Consider the following 20,216-nt stretch of genomic DNA (forward strand, 5'->3'; position numbering starts at 1 on the left):
TATGTTGCGCTTAAACGAAGAACAAGTCACTGGCAAAGTCGATTTCATCCACGAGTATTTACATGCTCAAAATGCAGCCGATGGCTCAAAAATGGATGCAAACGCCAACGTCACACAAAAGAACATAGCAACACTTGAAGCCGAGTTAATGAAAGACTTTTTTGTGCAGGTTAACCGCAAACAGGTCAGCAATAAAATCAGTGAACTTTTTGGTAATGACCTGGCAAAAGAATACGTTCGTCAAATTGAGGACCATGAAATTTACGTGCATGACGAAACCAGCCTGAAGCCTTACTGTGTTTCAGTCACTATGTACCCGTTTTTACGTGACGGCTTAACGAAGCTGGGCGGCGAATCTCAGGCACCTAAACATTTAGAGTCGTTCTGCGGCACCTTTGTTAACTTTGTTTTTGCTGTAAGCTCCCAGTTTGCCGGAGCGGTTGCTACGGTCGAGTTCTTAACCTACTTCGACTACTTTGCCCGTAAAGACTACGGCGACGATTACTTAAACACCCATCGCCACCAAATTGAAAACCACTTGCAGCACGTGGTGTATGCTCTGAATCAGCCAGCGGCGGCTCGCGGCTACCAAAGTGTGTTCTGGAATATCTCTATTTACGACCAGCATTACTTTGACAGTATGTTTGGTGAGTTTGTTTTCCCTGCGGACTTCACTAAGCCGGAATGGAGTTCGGTGAGCGCGCTGCAGGACTTCTTCCTGGACTGGTTTAATAAGGAACGCGAAAAAACGATTCTAACCTTCCCGGTGGTGACGGTTGCCATGTTAACCGACGACGGTCAGTGCAAAGATCAGTTATTTGCAGAGAAAATCGCCGGAGAAATGGCTAATGGTAATTCTTTCTTTGTCTACTTATCCGACAATGCCGACTCGTTAGCTTCATGTTGCCGACTACGCAGCGAAATTAGCGACAATACCTTTTCTTATACCCTGGGTGCCGGTGGTGTCGCTACAGGCTCTATTAATGTCATCACCATGAACATGAACCGCTTGGTTCAGGATGGCAGAGATTTAGAGGAGGAAGTCAGCAAAATTCACAAATATCAGGTGGCTTACAGAAAGTTGATGGAAGAATATAAAGAAGCGGGTCTGTTAACCGTTTATGATGCCGGCTTTATTACTCTGGACAAGCAGTTCCTGACTATAGGCATTAACGGCATGGTTGAAGCGGCTGAGTCGCAGGGGATTACCGCAGGTAACAACCAGGCTTATAAAGACTTTGTGCAAAGCCATTTAAAAGTGATTTACGACGCTAATAAAGCCGCGAAAAAAGAATACGGCTATATGTTCAATACCGAGTTCGTGCCAGCAGAAAACCTGGGTGTGAAAAACGCTAAGTGGGACAGAGCTGACGGCTACAAAGTGAGCCGTGACTGCTACAACTCCTATTTTTATGCGGTAGAAGACGACGACGCCAATGCATTGGATAAGCTTGTTCTTCATGGAAAAGAGTTGATTGAATACCTGGACGGCGGTTCGGCTCTGCACTTAAACCTTGATGAAAAGCTCAATACCTCAGGGTATTTGTCGTTACTGAATATTGCTGCAAAAACCGGCTGTAACTACTTCTGCATTAACGTCAAAATTACCATTTGTAATGCCTGCGAACAGATTGATAAACGCACCTTAAGCGAATGTTCCAGCTGTGGCTCTGCAGACATAGACTACGGTACACGGGTTATTGGCTACCTTAAACGTGTATCGGCATTTAGCGCAGGTCGACGCAAAGAGCATCATTTGCGTCATTATCACCGTAAACAGCCGTCAGAGGTTGCTGTTGGCGCAGCGCAAGCCAATATTGGGCTGCGAAAAGCCAGCTAAAATTTGAAAACTACCCATAAAGAGGGAGCCCGCCTCCCTCTTTTTTCATGCCTTAAAATTGCGCTTTTATGGTATTCTCCGCGCGCACTTCCGGAAATTCAGGTGAAGCCATGGAAATCAATAGTTATCAAGACTTTATAAAAGCAGCAAAACAACAACACGAACCTCAGCGTTTGCTGTTTGTGTTGGCAAAAGCGCAACTCCCCGAGCAACCGACAGACAGTCAGAAGCAGCAATTCGAAACACAGGAAGGCGGCACATTAGAGCCGGTACTTTGTGTCGATAAACTGCCCGAAGAAGTCGAAGACTTTTCTGCGTTGGTTGAAGAGTCTAAACGCACCGACATTGACTGGGATATTGCGTTTATCAGCGCAATGGACGGCCGCGGCGGTCATCCCATTTCAAGCGACGAAGCCAGCCAGCCACTGGAAATGATGGTGCAACAAATTCAGGCCGGCATGATCAAACATTTTTTAACCATTAACCGACAAGGAGAGTTGGTGCAGTTACTGTAGAGGTACGCTGCGCCCTATGTGGCCATGACAAAATTTCTGATTACCGTTATTACCCTGTTTTTTTCGGTATCGGCACTGGCGGCAGAGCCCGCCATCTCTCCTTTTGATTTAACCCAGTCTACTGTTGGCTACACCGCCATTATCATCTTTGTTCTCGCCTACATTTTGGTGATGGGCGAAGAAAAGCTCCATATGCGTAAGTCAAAACCGGTATTGGTTGCCGCCGGCCTCATCTGGATTTTAATTGGCTGGGTGTATACCGGTGATCAGGCCGCTATGGCCGAATCCGCATTTCGCCATAACCTGCTTGAGTTTGCGGAATTGATGCTTTTCCTGTTGGTGGCCATGACCTATATAAACGCCATGGAAGAGCGCCGTTTGTTCGATGCACTGCGAGCCTGGTTACTGAAAAAAGGCTTTAGTTATAAGCAGCTGTTTTGGATAACCGGCTTACTGGCCTTCTTTATTTCTCCGGTGGCGGATAACTTAACGACTGCCTTATTGATGTGTGCCGTGGTCATGAAAGTTGCCCAGGACGATAAGAAATTTGTCGCCTTATGTTGTGTCAGTATTGTGGTTGCGGCCAACGCGGGTGGTGCCTTCAGCCCCTTTGGTGATATCACCACGTTAATGGTATGGCAGGCAGGACAGGTCACTTTTACTGAGTTTCTTCGTTTGTTCTTGCCATCGGTTGCTAACTATTTAGTACCGGCAATTGTGATGAGCTTTTTCATTGAAAATAAAAAGCCTACAACACTGCACACCGAGGTGGAACTAAAACGTGGTGCGCTGCGAATTACCGCCTTATTCTTACTGACGGTAGCTACAGCGGTAACTTGTCATATTGTACTGCACCTGCCGCCTGTGCTGGGCATGATGATGGGCTTAGGTTATCTACAGTTCTTCGGTTACTTCTTACGTATGACACTACCAGGCTCTCTAGCTCGTAAACGAGCGATGGCAGAGCGCGTAGGCGACCAAAAGCGCCTGGAACAATTAGGTGGTGTGGTGCCCTTTGATGTTTTCAGCCGGGTTTCGCGAGCGGAGTGGGACACCCTGTTGTTCTTCTACGGAATCGTTTTATGCGTTGGCGGTCTTGGCTTTATGGGGTATCTGAGCCTGCTTTCTGAAACGCTTTACGGCGGTATGAGTGCGACAATGGCGAATACCATTCTGGGTGTCGTTTCGGCGGTCATTGACAACATTCCGGTCATGTTTGCTGTACTGTCGATGGAACCCGATATGTCACATGGTCAGTGGTTGCTCATTACCCTAACCGCAGGTACCGGTGGTAGCTTACTCTCCATTGGGTCAGCAGCCGGTGTCGCTCTAATGGGGCAGGCCAGAGGCTACTACACCTTTGCCTCCCACCTGAAATGGACCCCGGTCATAGCACTAGGTTACATAGCCAGCATATTACTGCACCTGTGGCTTAACGAAACAACGTTTCATATTTAGTTAGTGGGAAGGGAAGAGCTCTCTCAGGGCAGGGCTTCTGTTCTCAGAGAGACGCCGTAAACCTACCCCTGGGGGCTTGAGTGGCGCCATCCTTGGCGCTACTCACTCTCTGAGTTGGAAGCTCTAACCACGTGAACGTCCTTTCCTGATCGCCCCAAGCGTATGAAGACCGGTTTACCTCTTTCTACTAAACCACTTTGGAGTAGCGGTTCTGGCCGTGGTCCAGGTATTCGTCAAAGCATGCGCAGATGCTGCGAACCCACAGGCGACCTAATTCTGTGACACGCAGCTTTTTATCCGATACATCAACTAAGCCGTCTTCGATAAATGGCTTCAATAGCGGTATGGCTTCGGCGAAATGTGCCCAGAAGTCATCGATATTCCACTCGGCTTTAAAGGCCTCAATATCCAGCTCAAAGTGGCAGATAACCTGAGAAATCAGAGCGGCGCGAATTTTATCCTCGTCCGTTAATGCCATGCCTTTGATAATGGGCTTTTGTCCGCTATCTATCATTTTGTAGTAAGCCGGTAGCTCTTTTTCATGTTGCCAGAGCACACCGTTTACCTGGCTAATGGATGATACGCCCAGGCCCAGTAATGCATCCTGCCCGTCGGTCGTATAGCCCTGGAAGTTACGTTGCAAACGACCTTCGCGCTGAGCAATTGCCAGACCGTCGTCTTTCTTCGCAAAGTGGTCCATGCCAATAAACTGATAACCAGCCTCGCTAAGCTGAGTAATGGCTTGTTCCAGCAGGCTTAACTTAACCGAAGGTTGTGGAATGGACTCTTCTGGTATTTTCTTCTGCCCGGCAAAGCGTTCGGGCAAATGCGCATAGCTGAATACCGAAATACGGTCAGGGTCCATTTCAATTACTTGCTCAATGGACTTCCTAAAGGTTTCCGGACGTTGGTAGGGCAGTCCGTAAATCAAGTCTAAGTTGATTGAGTCAAAACCCAGCTCTTTACTCAGCTTCAGCTGGTGAGCAATTAAATCGACATCCTGTACGCGGTTGATAGCAATCTGAACTTTTTTGTCAAAGTCTTGTACGCCGTAGCTGACACGGTTGAAGCCTAATTCGCGCAAATGGCGAAGTTTTTCATCACTGCAACTGCGTGGGTCAATCTCAATACTGACTTCGGGGTTACTGGCAAAAGTAAAGTTCTCGTGAACCAAGTCCATCAACCGGGTCAACTGCTGTTCAGTCAAAAAGGTTGGAGTACCGCCGCCCAAATGAATTTGGCGGATTTTCTTGTCCTTTACCATGGGTTGGTACATCGCCATTTCTTTGGCCAGGTAATCCAAATATCTATCGGCCTTGTGCTGATGGCGGGTGATCACCTTATTGCAACCACAGTAGTAGCAAAGCTTATGGCAAAACGGTAAGTGCAAATACAAACAGAGTCCGTCACCTGCATTTTTTAGTGCGGCTTCAATGCGGTTTTCTGAAAATTGTTCGGAAAGCATCAACGCCGTGGGATAAGACGTATAACGAGGTCCATTAATGTTGTATTTTTCGATTAATTCTTTATCCCAGGTAACTGTACTCATAACCACCTCTTGACCTCGGTCAAAACTTATTTAATTAACTTATCTGTATTGTTTCACCTTTTTCTTTATAAATAAAACCGCTAAAGCGGTCGCCTATTAAAAATAAGGCCTTGGGAAGCTTTTGATTTACCTCAATAGTGTCTAAGAAGTTTTTTAAATGTAACCCTAATTCGGTATTGCCTTTTACCATTAACTTTCGGTTAAAAAATAAAGTGTCAGGATCAACCTTGCCATAAATCAATAAAAGCAGGGTGTCACCATCTGCTGAGAGCTGAACGTCAGCCTTGGCGGGGCTATTGAGGGTCTTTAGCTGGTTCTCTTTTAAGGTTAAAAAGAGTGATAAATCAATATCTTTTACTTTTATCTCAATAACTCTTTCAGAAATAAAGTCAAGATCACCCGATATTATTTCTTCTTTAAATAAGCGGTTTAATAATTGTTCAGATCCAAAGTTAATAATGCGCTCTGGTATTAATTTATTTATTGGCTGAATTATTTTAGGTATAGAAGATACCCAATTGGTGGTATTCATTTTTTGCTCCATAGATAACAACAAAATAAAAGACTTGGGCACTATAATAAATAAACAAATAAGGCGCTACAAAATAGTTAAATAGAGGTTTCAGATGGAATTGTTATGTCCAGCCGGAAGTATCCCTGCATTAAAAGCGGCTATAGAAAATGGTGCCGATGCGGTTTATGTGGGGCTAAAAGATGAAACCAATGCGCGTCATTTTGCAGGTTTGAATTTAAACCAGATGAAGTTATCGGAAGCAGCGGACTACGTGCATAAGCATGGCCGTAAACTGCATGTTGCTATTAACACCTTTGCCCATGCCAACAGTTGGGAAAAATGGCGGCAAGCGGTCGATGATGCCGTACTGGCCGGTGCCGATGTGCTGATTATTGCTGACTTAGCGGTTTTGGCTTATGCGGCGGAAAGGTACCCGAGAGTTGAGCGGCACTTATCGGTGCAGGCTTCTGCAACCAACGCAGGTGCCATTCGATTTTACCAGCAGTTTGGTGTTTCCAGGGTCGTTTTACCCCGGGTTCTGTCTATGCAGCAGGTACGGGCGCTGGCGCGCACAACCGACGTTGAGCTGGAGGTGTTTGCCTTCGGTAGTCTCTGCATTATGGCGGAAGGGCGCTGCTACTTAAGTTCTTACCTGACCGGTGAATCACCTAATACCGCAGGAGCCTGCTCGCCCGCCGCTTTTGTGGAGTGGGACGAACAGGACAACAAGCTGGAATCTCGGCTTAACGGTGTGCTCATTGATCGTTTTGATGAAAACGAAAAAGCCGGTTACCCCACTTTGTGTAAGGGACGCTTTTCGGTCGATGACGAAATTTACAACGTGCTGGAAGAGCCTACCAGCCTGAACACCTTGAGCCTGTTGCCGCAACTTTATAAAGAAGGCATTGCCTCCTTAAAAATTGAAGGGCGACAGCGCAGTCCGGCTTATGTATCACAAATTACCAGAGTGTGGCGTCAGGCTATAGACACGGTTATGGCCGACCCCGACAACTTTGAAGTGGCAGATAACTGGAACTCAGTTCTGTCCTCGCTTTCTGAGGGCAGTCAAACGACGCTCGGCGCGTACCACCGGAAATGGAAGTAACCAACATGAAGTTTTCTTTAGGACCTAACCTGTACTTTTGGCCAAAACAACAGGTCTTTGATTTTTACCAGCAGGCTGCCGAGTCGGATGTTGAACATGTGTATCTTGGTGAAACTGTCTGTAGCAAGCGGCGTGAGTTGAAGCTGGATGACTACCTGACAATAGCGCACATGCTAAGAGAAGCGGGTAAGAAAGTGACGCTGTCGACCATGACCTTACTAGAGGCACCTGCTGAATTAAGAGAGCTGGGTAAGTATTGTGACAATGGTGAATTTGATGTTGAAGCTAATGATGTCAGCGCCATTGGTATATTGCAGGAACAGGGGCTTAACTTTACCGCCGGGCCGGCTATTAATATTTATAATCATCAGAGCCTGCGCCGCTTAATTGATATGGGCATGACGCGTTGGGTTGCGCCTTTTGAACTCTCGCGTGACTGGCTGCAGGATATTTTACAGCAAAACCTGATTAATACGGTGAGAGACTGTTTTGAGGTGGAGGTGTTTTCTTTCGGTCATATGCCACTGGCCTGGTCTGGACGCTGCTTTACTGCGCGGTCAGAAAACCGCCCGAAGGATCAGTGCGAACTGTGTTGCATAAAGTATCCGGAAGGCCGCGAAGTTAAAAGCCAGGAAGGGCAGCAGGTGTTTGTGCTTAATGGCATTCAGACGCAATCGGGTACCCGCTATAATCTTATAAATCAATTACCCAGTATGAAAGATCTGGTTGATATTGTACGCATAAGCCCGCAGCCGGAAGGGACTTTTGACTGGCTAGGGCGTTTCCGTAACAATGTCGATGGTGAGCAACCCGTAAAACTAAATAGTAAAGAAAGTAACGGCTATTGGTTACAGCTTGCGGGTTTGGCAACGGCGTAACGGAACAAAGCATTTATAGCGAAAAGGATAACTATGTCAGAGAAAATAGCTCGAATTGGTGTACTAACCGTTAGTGACAGGGCCAGTGCCGGAGTGTATGAAGACATTTCCGGGCAGGCGATAAAAGATACACTAAAAGACTACCTAACCTCTGAATGGCAGGCGGAGTACCGGATTATAGCCGATGAGCAGCCGCTTATTGAGTCCACCATTAAAGACTTAGTGGATAAAGAAGGCTGTTGTCTGGTAGTAACCACCGGCGGAACCGGGCCGGCCAAACGCGATGTCACACCTGAAGCGACAGAAGCCGTTTGCGACCGGATGATGCCGGGTTTCGGTGAATTAATGCGACAGGAGTCTTTAAAGTACGTTCCTACCGCCATTTTGTCGCGGCAAACAGCAGGGCTCAGAGGCTCGTCATTGATTATTAACTTACCGGGTAAACCTAAGGCCATTCGGCAATGTCTGGACGCTGTATTTCCGGCAGTGCCGTATTGCATTGATCTTATGGATGGGCCTTACCTTGAGTGCGATGAATCGATCATTAAGCCCTTCCGTCCCAAAAGTAAGTAGTTACTTCTGCTGCCGGAGCCGCAACAGGCTTCGGCACAACCCAATAAAAGTGACTCCCCAAGCCAGCAGTGCAATGTAAAAGAAGGCTGAAGGCCATTGCTGCTGGTGGGCAGCAATGGCGATGATTCCTGTTGCCATCACCAGCCCAAAGTAGGCTGGTGACAGTTCTTTTGCTTTACTCATTAGACTCATAGTTTTCATACCTGAGCCCAGACGGTTTAGCAGGGGTCTGGTGCGTTTTTACGAGAGTAGAACCACCAGGTTATCACGCTGCATATAGCGTAGAAGACAATAAAGCTCACTAAGGCAGCGGATACACTTCCTGTCAGACTAATGGATGAACCATAAGCTTTCGGGATAAAGAAGCCGCCGTAGGCTGCGAATGCCGAGATAAAACCAATAACCGCAGCCGATTCTTTATTGCCCTGCTTAATGGCTTCATTGGTATCGCCCAGTTCGCGTTTGCGCTGGTTCAGGAAAATGACCGGAACCATACGGAAAGTGGAGCCGTTGCCAATACCCGTTGCAATAAACAGCACCATAAAGGCAGCAAAGAAGCCCCAGAAGTTGCCTTCAGTACCCGCTATTGGCAGGAAGTACATGACACCCGCTACGCCGGCAATCATCAGCAGGAAGTTCCAGAAGGTTACCCTTGCACCGCCTAGCTTGTCAGCGACGATACCACCGACGGGACGAGCCAAAGCACCGACTAACGGACCAAGGAAAGCGTAAGCAGTTGGGTCAACTTCAGGGAACAGCATACCCGACAGCAGAGGGAAGCCAGCCGCGAAGCCGATAAAGCTTCCGAACGTTCCCAAATAAAGGATACACATGATCCAATTATGACTGCGTTTGAAGATAACGGCTTGATCACTGAACGAAGCTTTCGCTGAGGAAATGTCGTTCATACCAAACCAGGCTGCGACAGAGCCAATAACAATTAACGGAACCCACAAGAACGCAGCGTTTTGCAGCCAGACTTCCTGACCCGCATTCGCACCTTCCTGGATCACCAGTGGGTCACCTCCCATACCACCAAACACACTGGCGGCAATAACCAGCGGCGCCAGTAACTGCATACCCGATACACCCAGGTTACCCAGACCAGCATTCATGCCCAAGGCACCGCCTTTTTCCTTATGTGGATAGAAAAAGCTGATGTTGGACATACTGGACGAGAAGTTACCGCCACCAAAGCCGCACAATAATGCAAGAATCAGCATGATCATGTATGGCGTATCGGTATTTTGAACGGCAAAGCCAATCCAAATACACGGTAGTAGTAAGGACGCTGTCGATATTGCTGTCCAGCGACGGCCACCAAATATCGGCACCATGAAGCTATAGAAGATCCGCAAGGTCGCACCCGACAATGCTGGCAGTGCCGCTAACCAGAACAGTTCGTTTTGGCTGTAAGGGAAGCCGAGAGCCGGCATTTTGACTACCAGAATACTCCAGATAGTCCAGACTGCGAACGCCAAGAACAGGTTCGGTATGGAAATCCACAGGTTACGGGTGGCAATGCGTTTGCCTTTTTCTTCCCAGAAGGTTTTATCTTCCGGACGCCAGTCATCCAGCACCATAGAGTTCGGAGTGGACAGCTCGGGCAGGTCGCGTTCTTCGCGGTCTTCGCGATACTCAACACGCTCTGCGCGAAGAATAGCAAAATGCATCCACGCCAGTGCGGCTGCTGCAATAACGAATAACAGCATAAAGCTGCTCTGCCATACACCAATCACATCGTTCAGCATGCCGAAGGTTAATGGCAGCAGGAAGCCACCTAAACCACCAATCATACCGACCACACCACCGACTGCGCCTACGCTTTTAGGATAGTAAACGGGTATATGTTTAAATACTGCCGCTTTACCCAGCGACATAAAGAAGCCGAGTGCAAAAGTAAGGAAAACAAAGCCAAGTAAAGTGATTTCGAAGTGGAAGTTATAAGTCTGGTTTACCCCTTTAACCGCGTATTCGGTGCTGGGATAACTCAGTAAGAAAGTACAAATTACCGATGCAATGAATGTCCAGTACATGACTCGACGAGCCCCGTATTTGTCAGACATCCAACCGCCCAGAATACGAAACAACGAAGCAGGGATAGTGTAAAGTGCCGCTATCATACCGGCCGTTTTTATATCCAGCTCGTAAACACCGATAAGGTAGTGCGGCAACCATAAGGCTAACGCGACAAAAGCACCAAAAACAAAGAAGTAGTAAAGTGAGAAGCGCCAGACACGAAGATCACCAAGGGGCGACAGCTGCTCCCAAAAACCTTTTTGCTGAAGTTCCTGACGAGTTTCTTTTAGCGGATCGTCTTTTGCGAGGAAAAGGAAAACAACACCGGCAATCGCTAGTACCGTTGCATAAATTTGCGCAGTACCCTGCCAACCAAGGGCTATTAGCAGAAACGGAGCACCAAAGTTAGTTACCGCCGAGCCAACATTACCGGCTCCGAAAATCCCTAGTGCGGTGCCTTGCTTTTCTTTTACGTCGTTAAACCAGGCCGCCGTATAGGTGACACCAACAATGAATGAACCACCGGCCAGGCCAACACCTAATGCGGCAATCAACAACATAATGTAGCTGTTAGCAAAGGTGAGCAAATAGACACAGGCTGCGGTCAGTAACATGAGAATACTGAAAACTTTGCGACCACCATACCGGTCGGTCCAGATACCCAGGAACATACGGCTGATAGAACCCGTTAATACCGGGGTTGCCATCAGTAAGCCCAACTGAGTGTCAGTTAAGTTGAAGTCGGCCTTTATCTGAATGCCGATGATTGAAAAGATGGTCCAGACCGCAAAACAAAGCGTGAACGCCAGCGTTGAAATAGCGAGCGCTCTGTTGCGTTGACCACCTGTGACTGACAGGGGTTGGTTCATGAAAGACCTCCAGTTAGATCCATTAAGTCAGATGGCTAAACTTTACTGTTAACTGCAATAAAATGCTTTAGTATCAAAAGACTAGGACGAAGCGGTAGGTTCTGGTAATGCTACTTTAAGGGTAGTTTCAAGTGTCTTGGGAAAGCCTGTTAAAAGCGAGGAGGCTACCCCTTAATGGGTAATTTTTACTTGCCATAAAGAAACGAAATCAACTAAGGGGTACTAACTTATTTTCGCGAGTAAGCAGTCGATTTTCCGATAAATAAAAGATATATTACAAATGTACCTTTAAAAATTAAGCGGTGACAATGATGCAGATCACAGACAAACAAAAAGAAGAGCAGTTAATTCCAATTCTGCGCCAGGCATTTCGACCGCTGTTCCTGCTGGGAGCAGGGTTTAGCGCCATCGCTATGCTGTTGTGGGGGCTGGCACTTGGTGGAAAGGTCGATTTGCCCGTGTATGGCAACATCATGTTCTGGCACTCCCATGAAATGATGTTCGGCTTTGTTATCGCTATTGTGCTTGGTTTCTTGTTAACCGCGGTGCAGAACTGGACGGGGCTTAGGGCACCTCACGGCAATACCTTGCTTATTCTGACGGTATTATGGGCAGCAGCGCGGCTGGGTCTTTTGTTTGGGAGTGAGTTGCCCTGGTGGCTGGTTGCGGCTGTCGATGTCAGCCTTTTACCTGTTGCTGCATTTTTGTTCGGGCGCATGGTGATCAAGGTGAATCAGACCCGAAATCTGTTTTTTGTCCCCATTCTGTTGTTGCTGACAGTTTGTAATTTGCTTATGCATTATGGCTTGCACTTTGGTCAGTACCATATTCAAATTCTTGGTGCCTACAATGCGGTGTTCCTGGTGACCTTGCTTATGGCAATTATTGGCGGCCGGGTACTGCCCATGTTTACCGCCAACGGCACCATGACACCGAAAGTACAGCCGATTGTCTGGCTTGATCGCATTGCGCTGGGCAGCTTGTGGCTTATTTTTGCGGTTCACTTTTTGAATCTGCACACCATTTTACCCAGTCAGGTGATGGTCTTCTTATTTACCGTTTCAGCTGTTGCTACAGCGATACGGGTAGCGCGCTGGAAAATCTGGATGACCTGGCGGGTGCCGTTATTGTGGTCGCTGCATTTGGCCTACTGGTTTATTCCGGTTGGGCTGGCGCTATTTGCACTGCGCTATGCCGGTTTTGAGCTGACTCAGAGCCTGGCATTGCACGCACTGACCGCTGGTGCTATGGGTAATATGATTTTGAGCATGATAGCCCGGGTATCCCTGGGGCACAGTGGCCGTCCATTGCAGCCCAAACTGATTATGACCGGTGCATTCTTATTGGTGCTAATTGCGGCACTGACCCGGGTCTTTCTAATGTGGCTGGCACCAGAGTTAACCAGCCAGTGGCTCATGTTCAGCACTTTAGCCTGGGCTTTGGCTTACGGTATTTACGTTGTGGTTTACTTTAAAGTACTGACTACGCCGCGTGCTGATGGTAACCCGGGTTAAAGGTCTGCACAGTGTGGGCACTGCGGGTGCTTCTGAATATTGAGCCGCTGCCAGTCACTGTGCAGCGCATCAAAAAGCAATACCGATGAATACAGCGGCTGGCCAATACCAGCCGCTATTTTTATTGCTTCGACAGCCTGCATGGTACCTACCACCCCCACCAAAGGAGACAAAACACCGGCTTCTGTACAACTGAGTTGCTGCTCACCAAAAAACTGGCTGTAACAGGCGTAGCAGGGCGAACTGTTTTGCATAGAAAAGCTGGCAATCTGGCCCTCAAAACGAATGGCAGAGCCGGAAACCAAAGGCGTTTTACTTTTTAGGCACGCTTTATTAACGCTGTTACGTGTCGTCAGGTTATCGCAGCAATCGACAATGAGCGTGGCTTCTTTTGTCAGTTTGGCCAGCAAAGCCTCATCTGCCCGTACCGGGAGTGATGTAATATCAGCCTCGCTATTCAGCTGCATCAGGTGCTGGCGAGCTTGCTCTGCTTTGTTATTCCCTACGCTGCTTTCGGTAAACAGAATTTGGCGTTGCAGGTTATGACGGTCAATTACATCGTCATCGACTAAAGTGATCTTCCCAATACCGGCCGCGGTTAAATAAGGTGCCACGGCGCATCCTAATCCGCCCAGGCCAATGATGACCACATGGGCGTTTAGTAACCTTTCCTGGCCTTCTAAGTCCATAGCCGGTAGCGCAATGTGCCGGTTGTACTTCAACATCTGCTGATGAGAAAGGGTTTTACTCATAACGAGTTTCCATTATTTTCAGGTACAAATTCAGGGCGAGTGGCCAGCCAGTAACCCACGGTGAGTAAGGCCACACCCACCAGCCCTTTTAACCACACGGGAACCTGTGGAACCAATAACCATAACACCAAATAACCTGTTGCCATCATAATCAGGGCTATGACTTTGGAACGGCGTTTTATGACGCGATTATCGCGCCAGGCTCTAATATCCGGACCGTATTTGGGGTGGTTAATCAGCCAGGCCTCTAAACGAGGCCAGCCTTTGCTGGCGGCCCAAAGCGCGGCGATAAGAAAAGGAACGGTCGGCATCACCGGCAGAGCAATACCAACCAGCCCCAGTAGTACAAAAAATAGGGCCAGAGCGCGCCAGAGCAACCGAATCAACAACTCCCGGGTCATGACTTCATTCCCAGCCGGCTTGCCATTTTGTGCAGGTTACTGGCGTCCAGTTGCAGGTCTTTAGCAGCTTGACTCCAGCTGTTGTTATGCCGACTCAAAGCCGCTTCAATCATTTTTCTTTGGGTGTAGCTAACCGCCTCCTTCATGGAAACGTTATGCACGGGCAACTCGGCTCCTCCGGTGTTTTTATCGGAATCCAGAGAGGCTGACATGGGTAACTGAACATCGAGATCCAACATGTCCGGCTCAATGGTCGCAATATCGCTTTTCTCAACGCCATGGCTCAGCAGCTTAATGGCCGCGCGGCTTATTACGTGCTCCAGTTCGCGCACATTACCCGGCCACTGATACTGCTGTATGGCCAGTTCCGCTTCCGGCGACAGCCGCAAAGCACGAAGCCCCAGGCGCGCGCGGTTTAACTCAAGAAAGTGACCGGCCAGAATCGACACATCGTCATCGCGCTCACGCAAAGGAGGTATGGGTAACGGGTAAACCGACAGGCGGTGGTATAAATCCGCACGGAAGGTTTCATTACTGACTTGCTGGCGCAGGTTACGGTTGGTGGCTGCTATCAGGCGCACGTCTACTTTACGATACTTGTCCGAACCCAGTCTCTGTATTTCTCCGTTTTGCAGAACCCGTAGCAGCTTGGCCTGTATCGACAGTGGCAGTTCGCCCACTTCATCCAGAAATAAGGTGCCGCCATGAGCCGCCTCAAAGCGCCCGGAACGGTCACTGGTAGCACCGGAGAAAGCGCCTTTAACATGACCAAAGAGCTCACTTTCAGCTAAGGATTCTGGCAGCGCAGCACAGTTAACATAAATAAGTGGCATATCGCTGCGCTGCGACAATAAGTGAAGTTCGCGTGCGAAGAGTTCTTTACCGACGCCGGTTTCCCCTAAAAGCAGTACCGGTAAGTCAGCACCGGCGACAACTCTAAGTTCTTTCAGAACACCTTCTATGGCTTTGCTCTGACCAATAATTTCAGAATCGTTGGTTTCCGTCGCTCCGGATTGCGGCATGGCGCGTTGTTGCCCCTGACGCAAGGCTCTGACGTTTTGCTCAAGCTGGCCAATACGCACCGCTGTTTCAACGAATAAACTGAACTTTTGCAGCTCGAGTATGGAATCATCGGTAAAGGTGCCCGGCTGCAAGGCATCTAATGTCAGCACCCCCCAGCATTTGTTTTCCAGGTACAAGCTGATTCCCATGCAGTCGTGTACGGGCAGTGCATTACCCGGCTGCTCCGCTAATAAACCGTCATAAGGGTCTGGTAACGAAGAGTCATGCTCAAACCTTACCGGGCTGCGGGAAGCCAGCAGTGCTGCCAGCCGTGGGTGTTGCGCAACCACGAAGCGACGACCCAGAGCTTCGCGCACCAGGCCCTGAATAGCGACGGGTTGAAGTACCTCGTTATCCAGTTTTAGTAACACCACCGCCCCACAGTTGAAATGACGGCGTAAGGTATTGACCAAATTCTGTAAACGAACGGCGGCAGGCTGCTCGGTCAGCAGGTCTGCTAATAGACTTTCTTGTAACATGGTTAAATTGACTGCTCAGGTTAAAAAGACCCTTATTGGTTGGGTTGATAGTACCTTGGCACCCCGGAGAGTCAATAATCACAATGGGGTAGAAGCTGGCCTGTTTGTTGCAATCAACAGCCATAGCGAGAGTTTAGACCGTTAAGTAACGGCTGAAAATTTTAATTTAGCAAACAGGAGTTACCCCATGAATACTTTAAATGAACGTTTACAAGCTGCTGAACAAAAGTGGCAGGATTCTGGCTCACAGGAATTAATCGAGCACATCTATTTGCGCTTTCATCAACGTCATCGCGAGCAGTTACCGGAACTAAAGCAGTTAGCTATGCGCGTGGAAGAGGTTCACGGTGATCATGCCGAAGCGCCTAATGGTCTGGCTGAGCACTTAGACAATATGTTGCAGGAGTTGGAAAGCCACATGATGAAAGAAGAGCAAATTCTGTTCCCAATGTTGTCGCGCGGAGTCTATCCAAGTGGCCCAATTTCAGTCATGGAAGAAGAACACGTGCAGCACGAAGACGAAATCAATAAAATTGATGAACTGACCAACAACCTGACTTTGCCTGAAGGCGCCTGTGGCACCTGGACTGCGCTTTATAACGGCCTGAAAGAGTTGCAGGACGACTTACGCGAGCATATTTACCTGGAAAACAACGTCCTTTTTGTCGAGAAGAAAGCGGCAGCACCGGTACACGGTAAAGATTTTTGCTGTGGGTCTTGTCAGTAATTTTGCTTAAAGTACATCACCTTTTCCAGGTACCGGCGGCTTTCAGCCAAAGGGTGTTTTGAAGTTAAGTCCCGGTAAATAACGCCGGGCTGACTTCGGTTCATTATCTGTATGGCTCTGTTGCGGTTGGATGAAAAGGTTTTTAGTACATTGCCGGCGCCGCCGTTATATGCGGAGACTATAGCGTATTCGCGGCTGCTTGGGTTTCGTACGCCTTTTAAATACTGGGTATTGAGAATGTGTAAGTAGGCACTGCCTATATCAATGTTCTGGGCGGGGTCAAACAGCTGCTCAGAGGTTGGTTGGCCGGGAACTTCACGTACCCGCTCAAAGACATCTCGCCCGGCGGTAGCTGCCACCACCTGCATTAAGCCATAAGCATTGGCATGGCTTACCGCATAAGGGTTGAAGCTGCTTTCGGTTTCAATAATGGCGTAAATAAGCTCAGGCTCAATATCGTAGCGTTTCGCGGCAGCTATCACGTAATCGGAATATTGGTGTTTGCGTAGCGATTTATGATCGTCCACCAGCGCAATTTGTACTTCATAAACGTCGTTGTCTTTGGCACGGCGAGTACGAAGCTTGTTGTTAACTAAATACTCAGCAAAACGCTTTGCTCGCCACTGGTATTCGACCACCACATTGTCCTGGTCAACAACCTGGCCTCGTAAAAAGGGCTTTCCTGAACCTTCCGGCTCTTTATCGGTAAATATATCCACGGCGGTGAGATCGGCGGGTGTCAGCAGCGTGCGTACAATCGCCGCCTGCAATTTTTGCCGGGTTTCGGCGGGATTGTTGCTGTCATGCAAAGTGGCTACGGTCAGCAGGCCTTGCTCAAAATCAACAACGGCTTTGGCATGAAAGTTATCGCTGTATTTAACGTACTTTTTCTCGCTGGGAACCGTGTCCTTTTCTTCACCCCAAATGGCTTCGGCAACGGTACGAAGGTCGCGCAGCGCTTTGCGCAGATCTTCAATATCGCTAATAAGCTGACGGGGGTTGCTGCGGTAGCTATTGAGGCGCTCACGAGCTAACGACTCAACAACCGCTGTGGGGTCATTTCCGCTGAGGATGCCGGAAGTAACTACTCGCCTGACGTTATTCGGTGTCACTTCACAGCCGGCCAGAATTATTGTGGTAGTTAAAGCCACCATTAGTGTGATTATTTGAGTCTTTTTATTCATAGCGCCTAAATTGAGCTTCACTTCCCTTGTTCAAGCTTTTACATTAGGGAGACATAAAAATAAACCCTAAGCATTGTTTCGGCAGTGTGTAAAACAACAGGAATGAAGATGCGCAGTCTCAAATTAGCGGCGCTGATAGCCGCCTCGTGGTTCGTGATACCCACCCATGCACAGCAGCTGTCCGGCGAAAGTTCCTTACTTCCCGAAGCCAGTTACAGCGACTCCGAAGTGACCGTCGAGCAGGTTCTGGGTTACCCAATGGGTACCAAAATTACCAGCCCGGCGGATATGAGCCATTACTTTGAAGCACTGAAGCAGGCCTATCCTAAACAGGTAAAACTGCTTGAGTACGGCAAAAGTTGGGAAGGACGCACGCTTTATTATGCGGTTATTTCCAGTGAAAGGAACATGGCCGACTTTGACGGCTTCATGCAGGGAATGCAGTCCTTGGCTGACCCGCGTAAAACCGACAGCGATGACGCCGAGCAGTTAATTGACCAATTGCCCGGTAGCATCTGGCTGTCCTATGGCGTTCACGGCAATGAAATTTCCTCGCCCGAAGCGGCTATGATGACGGCTTATCATTTACTGCATGACCAGCGTGAGCAGACTCAGCAGTGGCTGGACAACACCATGGTGTTTATTGATCCATTGCAAAACCCCGATGGGCGGGCTCGTTTTGTGGATCGTTACTACATGAGTGTTGGGCTTGAGCACTCAGGCGATCGTCGCAGTGCAGAGCATAACGAACCCTGGCCGAACGGGCGCACTAACCATTACCTGTTTGATATGAACCGCGACTGGATTGCGCTGACGCAGCCTGAAATAAGCGGACAAATTGACGCCTTACTAAAATATTATCCGCTGGTGTTTGTTGACCTGCACGAAATGAGCGGTGATTCCACATACTACTTCACACCCGAGGCGCGGCCTTATAACCCACTGATAACCGAAGCGCAGCGCGAAACGCTGAACTGGATTGGTAAAAATAATGGTCAGTGGTTTGATGAAAAAGGCTTTGATTACTTTACCCGTGAAATTTTTGATGCCTTTTATCCGGGTTATGGCGCCAGTTGGCCGCTTTATCAGGGCTCCGTTGCTATGACTTATGAAATGGCTTCGGCGCGTGGACATTTGTTTGAGCGCGAAGACGGCGACGTGCTGACCTACGCCGATGGTGTTCAACAGCATTTTATTGCGTCTATTTCGACAATACAGACGGTTTCCGAGCGTCGAGAAGCCTTGTTGCAGAAGTTCTGGGAATACCGTAAATCAGCGGTTGAAGCCGGTGAAGACGGCGATGTCCGCTCTATTATTCTGCCCGCCAAAGATGATCCGGCTGCTGCGCGCAAGCTGGCGTCCTTGTTGGTTGAGCAGGGTGCTGATGTGAACCAGGCGGAGGAAGCCTTTGATGTGTGCGGAACTGACTATGAAGTCGGCGCTTACATCATTGATATGGCACAACCTGCACACCGCATGATACGCACCTTAATGGATGAGCAAGTGGACATGGCGGATGACTTTTTGGCCGAGCAGGAACAACGCCGAAACAACAACCTGCCGGACCAAATTTATGATGTAACCGGTTGGTCACTGCCATTAATGTTTAACGTTGACAGTCATCAGTGTGATGACCTGCCGGATGTTGCCACGGCCTCGGTTGAAGAAGGGCGCATTGAGCCAGGTAAGGTCATTAACCCGGACGCCAAGGTGGCCTTTTTGGTTCGTTGGGGTGACATGAATGCGGGTCGCTTCCTTACTGCCGCCTTGCGGGAAGGCCTGGAAGTTCGCCAAAGCGAATTAGCCTTTACTCATGAAAGCGCCGGCGATTTTCCAAGTGGTTCGCTCATTTTAACCCGCGCAGACAACCAGGGTGGCTTACAGGCAAAACTGCAGGAACTGGCTAAAGCCTCTGGCGCAACCGTTGAAGGCGTCGATTCAAGCTGGATGACCGCCGGTCCGAACTTCGGTTCACATAATGTGAGTAAGCTGGAAGCGCCAAACATTGCTATTGCCTGGGACGAACCCGTCAATGCCTATAATGCGGGCCATACACGCTTTGTTATTGAGCGTCAGATGGGCTATCCGGTAACAGCTATTCGCACCATGCAGTTGCTTCGTTCTGATTTGGACGGTCTTGATGTTCTGATCCTGCCGGAGGGGCGCTACGCAGATGTCTTAAATGACAAAGCGGTTGAGAAAATTAAGCAGTGGGTGTCAGACGGCGGTGTTTTATTAACCTTAGGCAGCGCCTCTGCCTGGGCCGTTGAAGCCGGACTGTTAGATACCAAGCTTGAGCGCAAAGTCCCCGAAGAGGGCGTTACTAAACCGGAAGACGAAACTAAAGTGGACGGTAAAGTCATTGAAAGCCGCGAGCAGTTCTTAACGGAAATAAAGCCGCACGGCGCTGACCCGGACTGGGTGCCCGGTGCGCTGCTAAATGCTGAGGTGGATACCGACCACTGGTTAAGTGCCGGTGTAAAGCCACAGGTTATCAGTATTTATAACGGCAACGATGTGTTTACACCTATTGATATCAACCAGGGTAGAAATATTGCCTGGTTTGCGGGTGCGGACGATATGCTGGCGAGCGGCTTTTTGTGGGATGACATTGCACAGCAACTGCCTTACAAACCGCTATTAATGTGGCAGCCAACGGGTAATGGTATGGTTATCAGCTTTACTCAGGAACCCACTTACCGCGCTTACATGGACGGTTTAAACACCTTGCTGATGAATGCGCTGTTCCTGGCGCCGGCAAAAGCACAATAGGAGTC

General features: G+C 48.8%; 17 protein-coding genes. 9 read left to right on the top strand and 8 right to left on the bottom strand.

Features of this window, described 5'->3' with window-relative positions:
* The first annotated feature begins 1 nt into the window (after window position 1).
* The 3 genes from nrdD (at window position 2) to nhaD (ending at window position 3,813) form a co-directional block, all read left to right on the top strand.
* A complete protein-coding gene (gene nrdD / locus K5X84_RS00825; protein WP_054488636.1) occupies window positions 2-1,840 on the top strand; it encodes an anaerobic ribonucleoside-triphosphate reductase in 1,839 nt (612 codons plus the stop codon).
* A gap of 110 nt (window positions 1,841-1,950) precedes the next feature.
* Window positions 1,951-2,355 carry a hypothetical protein gene (locus K5X84_RS00830; protein WP_054488633.1) on the top strand — a complete coding sequence of 135 codons (405 nt, stop codon included), beginning with the start codon at window positions 1,951-1,953 and terminating at the stop codon, window positions 2,353-2,355.
* Window positions 2,356-2,379: 24 nt separating this feature from the next.
* Entirely contained in the window at window positions 2,380-3,813 is a 1,434-nt protein-coding gene (gene nhaD / locus K5X84_RS00835; RefSeq protein WP_054488631.1) for a sodium:proton antiporter NhaD, read from the top strand.
* A 187-nt stretch (window positions 3,814-4,000) separates the two neighbouring features.
* On the opposite strand, the gene hemN is transcribed toward nhaD, so the two are convergent.
* Entirely contained in the window at window positions 4,001-5,362 is a 1,362-nt protein-coding gene (gene hemN / locus K5X84_RS00840; RefSeq protein WP_222236251.1) for an oxygen-independent coproporphyrinogen III oxidase, read from the bottom strand.
* Window positions 5,363-5,396: 34 nt separating this feature from the next.
* Window positions 5,397-5,894 carry a ubiquinone anaerobic biosynthesis accessory factor UbiT gene (gene ubiT, locus K5X84_RS00845; RefSeq protein WP_222236253.1) on the bottom strand — a complete coding sequence of 166 codons (498 nt, stop codon included), beginning with the start codon at window positions 5,892-5,894 and terminating at the stop codon, window positions 5,397-5,399.
* A 94-nt stretch (window positions 5,895-5,988) separates the two neighbouring features.
* On the opposite strand from ubiT, the gene ubiU reads away from it, so the two are divergent.
* The 3 genes from ubiU to mog are packed head-to-tail and all read left to right on the top strand — an operon-like array spanning window position 5,989 to window position 8,432.
* On the top strand, window positions 5,989-6,981 hold the full coding sequence (ubiU, locus tag K5X84_RS00850; protein ID WP_054488625.1) for a ubiquinone anaerobic biosynthesis protein UbiU: 993 nt from the start codon (window positions 5,989-5,991) through the stop codon (window positions 6,979-6,981).
* Between the two features lie 5 nt (window positions 6,982-6,986).
* Complete coding sequence (locus tag K5X84_RS00855) at window positions 6,987-7,859, top strand: U32 family peptidase (RefSeq protein WP_054489065.1); 873 nt, start codon at window positions 6,987-6,989, stop codon at window positions 7,857-7,859.
* Window positions 7,860-7,892: 33 nt separating this feature from the next.
* Complete coding sequence (gene mog, locus K5X84_RS00860; protein WP_222236255.1) at window positions 7,893-8,432, top strand: molybdopterin adenylyltransferase; 540 nt, start codon at window positions 7,893-7,895, stop codon at window positions 8,430-8,432.
* On the opposite strand, the gene K5X84_RS00865 is transcribed toward mog, so the two are convergent.
* Both K5X84_RS00865 and K5X84_RS00870 read right to left on the bottom strand, forming a co-directional pair.
* The gene (locus K5X84_RS00865; protein ID WP_159430341.1) at window positions 8,433-8,615 is read right to left on the bottom strand and encodes an SLAC1 family transporter; all 183 of its coding nucleotides are present in this window, start codon (window positions 8,613-8,615) and stop codon (window positions 8,433-8,435) included. It lies immediately after the preceding gene.
* Between the two features lie 35 nt (window positions 8,616-8,650).
* Window positions 8,651-11,320, bottom strand: coding sequence for a nitrate/nitrite transporter (locus tag K5X84_RS00870; protein WP_222236257.1), 2,670 nt, complete (start codon window positions 11,318-11,320; stop codon window positions 8,651-8,653).
* 311 nt (window positions 11,321-11,631) lie between these two features.
* Here K5X84_RS00870 and K5X84_RS00875 point away from each other — a divergent pair, with 311 nt between their 5' ends.
* Window positions 11,632-12,834 carry an NnrS family protein gene (locus K5X84_RS00875; protein ID WP_222236963.1) on the top strand — a complete coding sequence of 401 codons (1,203 nt, stop codon included), beginning with the start codon at window positions 11,632-11,634 and terminating at the stop codon, window positions 12,832-12,834.
* Here K5X84_RS00875 and K5X84_RS00880 read toward each other — a convergent pair.
* The 3 genes from K5X84_RS00880 to norR are packed head-to-tail and all read right to left on the bottom strand — an operon-like array spanning window position 12,831 to window position 15,528.
* Window positions 12,831-13,586, bottom strand: coding sequence for a HesA/MoeB/ThiF family protein (locus K5X84_RS00880; RefSeq protein ID WP_222236259.1), 756 nt, complete (start codon window positions 13,584-13,586; stop codon window positions 12,831-12,833). The genes K5X84_RS00875 and K5X84_RS00880 overlap by 4 nt on opposite strands.
* Window positions 13,583-13,987, bottom strand: a complete 405-nt coding sequence (locus K5X84_RS00885) for a YbaN family protein (protein WP_222236260.1) — start codon at window positions 13,985-13,987, stop codon at window positions 13,583-13,585. The genes K5X84_RS00880 and K5X84_RS00885 overlap by 4 nt, the downstream gene beginning before the upstream one ends.
* Window positions 13,984-15,528 carry a nitric oxide reductase transcriptional regulator NorR gene (gene norR, locus K5X84_RS00890; RefSeq protein ID WP_222236262.1) on the bottom strand — a complete coding sequence of 515 codons (1,545 nt, stop codon included), beginning with the start codon at window positions 15,526-15,528 and terminating at the stop codon, window positions 13,984-13,986. The genes K5X84_RS00885 and norR overlap by 4 nt, the downstream gene beginning before the upstream one ends.
* A 187-nt stretch (window positions 15,529-15,715) precedes the next feature.
* On the opposite strand from norR, the gene K5X84_RS00895 reads away from it, so the two are divergent.
* Entirely contained in the window at window positions 15,716-16,255 is a 540-nt protein-coding gene (locus K5X84_RS00895; RefSeq protein ID WP_222236264.1) for a hemerythrin domain-containing protein, read from the top strand.
* Here K5X84_RS00895 and K5X84_RS00900 read toward each other — a convergent pair.
* On the bottom strand, window positions 16,249-17,439 hold the full coding sequence (locus tag K5X84_RS00900) for a murein transglycosylase domain-containing protein (RefSeq protein ID WP_222236266.1): 1,191 nt from the start codon (window positions 17,437-17,439) through the stop codon (window positions 16,249-16,251). The genes K5X84_RS00895 and K5X84_RS00900 overlap by 7 nt on opposite strands.
* Before the next feature lie 108 nt (window positions 17,440-17,547).
* Here K5X84_RS00900 and K5X84_RS00905 point away from each other — a divergent pair, with 108 nt between their 5' ends.
* Complete coding sequence (locus tag K5X84_RS00905) at window positions 17,548-20,211, top strand: M14 family zinc carboxypeptidase (RefSeq protein WP_222236268.1); 2,664 nt, start codon at window positions 17,548-17,550, stop codon at window positions 20,209-20,211.
* Window positions 20,212-20,216: the final 5 nt, after the last annotated feature.

The organism is Idiomarina abyssalis (assembly GCF_019797805.1).
Taxonomy (GTDB): Bacteria; Pseudomonadota; Gammaproteobacteria; order Enterobacterales; family Alteromonadaceae; genus Idiomarina; species Idiomarina abyssalis.

Bases quoted from the DNA above. Each gene is read 5' to 3' on its own strand.
- nrdD (WP_054488636.1), top strand. From the start codon at position 2: ATGTTGCGCTTAAACGAAGAACAAGTCACTGGCAAAGTCGATTTCATC.
- K5X84_RS00830 (WP_054488633.1), top strand. From the start codon at position 1,951: ATGGAAATCAATAGTTATCAAGACTTTATAAAAGCAGCAAAACAACAA.
- nhaD (WP_054488631.1), top strand. From the start codon at position 2,380: ATGACAAAATTTCTGATTACCGTTATTACCCTGTTTTTTTCGGTATCG.
- hemN (WP_222236251.1), bottom strand. From the start codon at position 5,362: ATGAGTACAGTTACCTGGGATAAAGAATTAATCGAAAAATACAACATT.
- ubiT (WP_222236253.1), bottom strand. From the start codon at position 5,894: ATGAATACCACCAATTGGGTATCTTCTATACCTAAAATAATTCAGCCA.
- ubiU (WP_054488625.1), top strand. From the start codon at position 5,989: ATGGAATTGTTATGTCCAGCCGGAAGTATCCCTGCATTAAAAGCGGCT.
- K5X84_RS00855 (WP_054489065.1), top strand. From the start codon at position 6,987: ATGAAGTTTTCTTTAGGACCTAACCTGTACTTTTGGCCAAAACAACAG.
- mog (WP_222236255.1), top strand. From the start codon at position 7,893: ATGTCAGAGAAAATAGCTCGAATTGGTGTACTAACCGTTAGTGACAGG.
- K5X84_RS00865 (WP_159430341.1), bottom strand. From the start codon at position 8,615: ATGAGTAAAGCAAAAGAACTGTCACCAGCCTACTTTGGGCTGGTGATG.
- K5X84_RS00870 (WP_222236257.1), bottom strand. From the start codon at position 11,320: ATGAACCAACCCCTGTCAGTCACAGGTGGTCAACGCAACAGAGCGCTC.
- K5X84_RS00875 (WP_222236963.1), top strand. From the start codon at position 11,632: ATGCAGATCACAGACAAACAAAAAGAAGAGCAGTTAATTCCAATTCTG.
- K5X84_RS00880 (WP_222236259.1), bottom strand. From the start codon at position 13,586: ATGAGTAAAACCCTTTCTCATCAGCAGATGTTGAAGTACAACCGGCAC.
- K5X84_RS00885 (WP_222236260.1), bottom strand. From the start codon at position 13,987: ATGACCCGGGAGTTGTTGATTCGGTTGCTCTGGCGCGCTCTGGCCCTA.
- norR (WP_222236262.1), bottom strand. From the start codon at position 15,528: ATGTTACAAGAAAGTCTATTAGCAGACCTGCTGACCGAGCAGCCTGCC.
- K5X84_RS00895 (WP_222236264.1), top strand. From the start codon at position 15,716: ATGAATACTTTAAATGAACGTTTACAAGCTGCTGAACAAAAGTGGCAG.
- K5X84_RS00900 (WP_222236266.1), bottom strand. From the start codon at position 17,439: ATGAATAAAAAGACTCAAATAATCACACTAATGGTGGCTTTAACTACC.
- K5X84_RS00905 (WP_222236268.1), top strand. From the start codon at position 17,548: ATGCGCAGTCTCAAATTAGCGGCGCTGATAGCCGCCTCGTGGTTCGTG.